The organism is Pseudoalteromonas sp. MER144-MNA-CIBAN-0113 (assembly GCF_040308965.1).
GTDB lineage: Bacteria > Pseudomonadota > Gammaproteobacteria > Enterobacterales > Alteromonadaceae > Pseudoalteromonas > Pseudoalteromonas tetraodonis.
In genome coordinates, this window is record NZ_JBEOOG010000508.1 from 1 (window position 1) to 248 (window position 248).

The 248-nt window shown below is 40.3% G+C and carries 1 protein-coding gene; it reads right to left on the reverse strand.

What is annotated here, in order from left to right:
* The coding region (locus AAEY57_RS20715; protein WP_350608748.1) for a hypothetical protein at positions 1-248 on the reverse strand (248 nt) is incomplete at both ends.

Here is a 248-nt window from a genome sequence, read left to right on the forward strand (position 1 = left end):
GCACTATGGTTTGCGCTAAGCGCTCTGGTAAAGATATTTTTGCGGTAAGCTCTAAACGTAGTTTAGAAAAATCTGATGAGTTTTTTGTAAGGCGTAATAAATGACGATCGTTAACCAGCCAAATGCCTTCAGGAGAGAGTGCCATTTGGCTAACAGAGCCAACTATTTGTGTGATCACAGTAGCATTAACAATAGGTAGAGGACCATTTACTTCAGTGCGTAAATCAACTTGCCCTCTATCTACATAG